The organism is Flavobacterium sp., assembly GCF_044368625.1.
Lineage (GTDB): Bacteria > Bacteroidota > Bacteroidia > Flavobacteriales > Flavobacteriaceae > Flavobacterium.
Genome location: NZ_JBIPPD010000250.1, coordinates 1 through 4,161 on the forward strand (window position 1 = coordinate 1; position 4,161 = coordinate 4,161).

At 33.7% G+C, this 4,161-nt stretch carries 6 protein-coding genes; all 6 read left to right on the forward strand.

Annotated elements, in window-relative coordinates; genetic code table 11:
* A partial coding sequence (locus ACIQ2X_RS14230; RefSeq protein ID WP_396179605.1) for an acyl carrier protein occupies positions 1 to 221 on the forward strand: 221 nt, incomplete at its 5' end.
* An 84-nt stretch (positions 222 to 305) separates the two neighbouring features.
* Positions 306 to 1,103 (forward strand): enoyl-ACP reductase, encoded by a 798-nt coding sequence (locus ACIQ2X_RS14235; RefSeq protein ID WP_396179606.1) that lies wholly within the window; start codon positions 306 to 308, stop codon positions 1,101 to 1,103.
* Positions 1,104 to 1,113: 10 nt separating this feature from the next.
* Entirely contained in the window at positions 1,114 to 1,563 is a 450-nt protein-coding gene (locus tag ACIQ2X_RS14240) for a 3-hydroxyacyl-ACP dehydratase FabZ family protein (RefSeq protein ID WP_396179607.1), read from the forward strand.
* Positions 1,560 to 2,840 (forward strand): beta-ketoacyl-[acyl-carrier-protein] synthase family protein, encoded by a 1,281-nt coding sequence (locus tag ACIQ2X_RS14245; RefSeq protein WP_396179608.1) that lies wholly within the window; start codon positions 1,560 to 1,562, stop codon positions 2,838 to 2,840. The genes ACIQ2X_RS14240 and ACIQ2X_RS14245 overlap by 4 nt, the downstream gene beginning before the upstream one ends.
* Before the next feature lie 16 nt (positions 2,841 to 2,856).
* On the forward strand, positions 2,857 to 3,420 hold the full coding sequence (locus tag ACIQ2X_RS14250) for a 4'-phosphopantetheinyl transferase superfamily protein (protein WP_396179609.1): 564 nt from the start codon (positions 2,857 to 2,859) through the stop codon (positions 3,418 to 3,420).
* A gap of 12 nt (positions 3,421 to 3,432) precedes the next feature.
* Positions 3,433 to 4,020, forward strand: a complete 588-nt coding sequence (locus tag ACIQ2X_RS14255; RefSeq protein ID WP_396179610.1) for an acyltransferase — start codon at positions 3,433 to 3,435, stop codon at positions 4,018 to 4,020.
* Positions 4,021 to 4,161 lie beyond the last annotated feature (141 nt).

Here is a 4,161-nt window from a genome sequence, read left to right on the forward strand (position 1 = left end):
TAATTAAACCTTATTCACAAAATCCAGAAGCGTTGAATAATATTTCTGAGACTACTAATTTTACCACTGATTTAAAAGTTAATTCTGCAAACTTAGTTGATGTTTTTTTAGATGTGGAAGAAGCTTTTGAAATTGAATTAGAAAATTCTAGTTTAGAAAAAATAGCAAATGTTTATGATGCCGTTGATGTAATTCTTTCAAAGGTTCAGGAAAAATCCTAATTTAAGGTTTTTTTTAAAAAACTACCAAATCATTTATTCTTTCTTAATCATCCATATTGTCTATTATGGTTGTAATATTTACTGATGGAAAAGCAATTTAAAGATCAAAATTACTGGGCTTTAGTTCTAGGAGGAAGTAGTGGATTAGGATTGGCATCTGCTATTAAACTTTCCAAAGAAGGTATGAACATCATTGTTGTTCACCGTAATTCTAGATCAGAAATGGAGTTAATCAATAATTCTTTTAATGAAATTATTGCCAACAAAGTCAAATTCATTTCATTTAACATCGATGCAGGAAACCCTGAAAAAAGGATGCAAGCCATTTCGGAACTTAAAATCCAACTAGGTGATGATAAAATAAAATGTTTAATTCACAGCATTGCAAAAGGGAATTTAAAAGCAATGGTGGACGAAAGCCAACCCGAACTTCAAAAGGATGATTTTATGATTACCTTGGAGCATATGGCTATAAGTTTGTACGAGTGGACAAAAAATCTTTTTAAAGAAAACGTATTTGCAACAGACACTCGAATTATTTCCTTTACCAGCGAAGGTAATACCAAAGCCTATAAAAATTACAGTGCGGTTTCAGTTGCTAAAGCAGCTTTGGAAGCCATTTCAAGAAATATAGCTTTAGAGTTTGCACCTTATGGAATTCGTTCGAACTGCATTCAAGCGGGTGTTACCGATACACGGTCTTTGCGACTTATTCCTGGAAGCGATAAAATGAAAGAAATAGCACTATCGAGAAATCCTTTTGGCAAAATTACAACTCCCGAAGATGTTGCAGATGTGGTTTATTTGCTGTGTAAAGATGAAGCAAAATGGATTAATGGAACCGTGATTCCTGTTGATGGAGGAGAATCTATAGTAGCTTAATATCAAGATAATGACAACACAAGAAATATTCAAAAAATTACCTTTTTCTTCGCCTTATTTATTTGTTGATGAACTTTTTTATGTAAATGAAAAAGGAGCAAGTGGATGCTATACATTTCATGAAAATTTACATTTCTTTGAAGGCCATTTTAATAACTTCCCAGTTGTTCCTGGCGCGATTTTAATAGAAACGATGGCTCAAATTGGTGGTGCTAGCGTAAGTATTTATTTAACATCTTTGGACGAGCATAAAAAACATAATGAGGTAAGTGTAGCAACTTCCTATAATGTTGAGTTTTACAAACCTGTTTATCCCAATGAAAAAGTCACGGTTACTTCTGAGGTAATATATTTTAGATTTGGTAAGTTAAAATCAAAAGTAGTGATGTTCAATGCTAAAGATGAGAAAGTTTGCGAAGGTATAATCTCTGGTATATTGGCAAATAAAAGTAGTTTATGAGTAATCGAGTAGTTATAACGGGCCTCGGGGTCGTTTCTCCCAATGGAATAGGAATTCCCGAATTCAAAAATGCGATAAAAAATGGAGTTTCAGGAATACGTTTAATCGACCGACTTGTTGATTTAAATTTTGAAGCCCAAATAGGAGGAATCCCTCAAATTTCGGAAGAACTCAAATCAAAATATTTCACTCCATTGGAATTAATGAAGTTTAATGCCAGTGGTATTTTGTATGGAGTAATTGCAGGAATTGATGCCTGGCAAGATGCAGGATTGAAACTAGGCGAACTCGACGAAGAGCCCGATTGGGATAGTGGTATGATATATGGAATTGGTTCGATTGCTGCTGATAAACTAAGAGATGGAATAGTATTAATTGATAAATTGCAGGTTAAACGATTAGGAAGTAATTTCGTTATACAAACAATGCCAAGCGGAATAAGTGCTTATTTAGCTGGAAAACTAGGCGTTGGCAATCAGGCAACTACAAATTCTTCTGCTTGTGCAACAGGATCCGAAAGCATTTTGATGGCATATGATAGAATTAAAGCTGGCAAAGCCAAAAGAATGTTGGCAGGTGGTACAAATGACAGTAGTCCCTACACTTGGGCAGGATTTGACGCTTTGAGAGTTACAACATACAAACACAATGATGAACCTGAAAAAGCCTCTCAACCTATGGGTAATGGCGCTTCTGGTTTTGTGGCAGGAAGTGGTTCAGGAGCGATGGTACTGGAATCTTTAGAAAGTGCTTTAGAACGAGGAGCACATATTTATGCGGAAATTCTAGGTGGAAACATCAATACAGGTGGTCAAAAAGGGGATGGAAGTATGACCTTGCCCAACAGTGTTGGCGTACAGAGATGTATTTTAGAGGCGTTGAAAGACGCTGGAATAACTGCAAATGATATTGATGTTATAAATGGACATTTGACTTCCACGGGCAAATGCAATCTAGAAATCAAAAATTGGGCGGAGGCTTTAAATCGAAAAGGTAAAGATTTTCCCTACATTACGGCATTGAAATCGATGATTGGCCATACATTAGGTGCAGCGGGAGCTATTGAAAGTATAGCAGCTGTACTGCAATTGGAGGAGGGTTTTTTAATACCAAACATAAATTGTGAAAATATCGATCCTGAAATCTTAAAATTAGTAGACGAAGAAAAAATTACCAAAGCCTATACAAAAAAGGACATTAATATTATTGCAAAATCAAGTTTTGGATTTGGAGATGTAAACGCATGCGTTATCTATAAAAAGTATACTGGAAATTAAACAGAAATTATTTTTTATGATTGGAAATGATCTGATTGATTTGCAACTTGCAGCAATCGAAAGTAATTGGAAAAGAAAAGGATATCTTGACAAGATATATACAATTGCTGAACAAGAAATAATCCTTTCAGATGCAAATCCTGAACTATTGGTATGGATTCTTTGGAGTATGAAAGAAGCTTCTTACAAGGCAAATAATAGAATTACTGCTGTCAAAGAATATGCACCCACAAAGATTAATTGTAAGATTACTGAAATCGAAAACAATGTTTATTATGGAACTGCATGCTACAACAATTTAGAATATCAGATTAAAACGTCTGTTTTTACAGAATATATTCATACTATTGCACTTTATAAATCAAATGCTTTTTCAACTGTAAGTGAAATAATTATAGAAAACTTCTCAATCGATTATACCAATGACTTAAAAAATTGCAATTTTTTAAATAGTACAAATTTAATTGTTAAAAATGAACTTGGAATTCCAAATTTATTTGATAATGTTTCGAAAGAAATCAAACCCATTTCGATTAGTCACCATGGGAAATTCTTGGGTGTAATTATGTTTAAAGATTAAAAAAAAATAAGTATGGCTTTTCTTTCACAAGAGGAATTAATTAAAATAGGATTCGCATCTATCGGAGAAAATGTACACATTTCCGACAAAGCTTCCATATACAATCCTTCAAAAATTACAATAGGCTCTTTTGTACGAATAGACGATTATTGTTTGCTTTCGGCTGGAGAAGACGGAATCGAGATTGGAAGTTATGTGCACATCTCTTGCTACGCATGTTTAATCGGACAATCAAAAATTACGGTACGTGATTTTGTTGCTATAAGCATCAAAGCTACTATTTTATCTAGTACAAGTGATTTTTCTGGCGAAACGCTTCCTTTGTTAAATGGAGTAAAATTGCCAGGGCTTGACGATGATTTATTTTCTGTGATTAATAAACCGGTAGTTCTTGAAACTCACACAGGTATTGGAGCGCATTCAATAGTATTTCCAGGGGTAACTGTTGGAAAAGGTTCTGCAATTGGTGCCCTTTCCTCCGTTTATGAAGATGTAAATGAATGGGGAATATACGTAGGTAATCCAATTCGTTTTTTGAAAAAAAGAAGTGAATCAGCTTACAACAAAATGCAAGAGATTTTAAAAAATATTGGCGGATAAAATTTTATTTAATTTTAACTCTGATTCCAAAATTTGATTTTATTGTATTTTCTAGAAAGCTGTGTTCAATTCATAAGTGCAACAAACTTATTATTTAGAGTTTCAATTGGACTAAGATAATTGAATTTTCTAATAGGTCTG

Coding starts and splice junctions, on each gene's coding strand:
- ACIQ2X_RS14235 (WP_396179606.1), top strand. CDS start 306: ATGGAAAAGCAATTTAAAGATCAAAATTACTGGGCTTTAGTTCTAGGA.
- ACIQ2X_RS14240 (WP_396179607.1), top strand. CDS start 1,114: ATGACAACACAAGAAATATTCAAAAAATTACCTTTTTCTTCGCCTTAT.
- ACIQ2X_RS14245 (WP_396179608.1), top strand. CDS start 1,560: ATGAGTAATCGAGTAGTTATAACGGGCCTCGGGGTCGTTTCTCCCAAT.
- ACIQ2X_RS14250 (WP_396179609.1), top strand. CDS start 2,857: ATGATTGGAAATGATCTGATTGATTTGCAACTTGCAGCAATCGAAAGT.
- ACIQ2X_RS14255 (WP_396179610.1), top strand. CDS start 3,433: ATGGCTTTTCTTTCACAAGAGGAATTAATTAAAATAGGATTCGCATCT.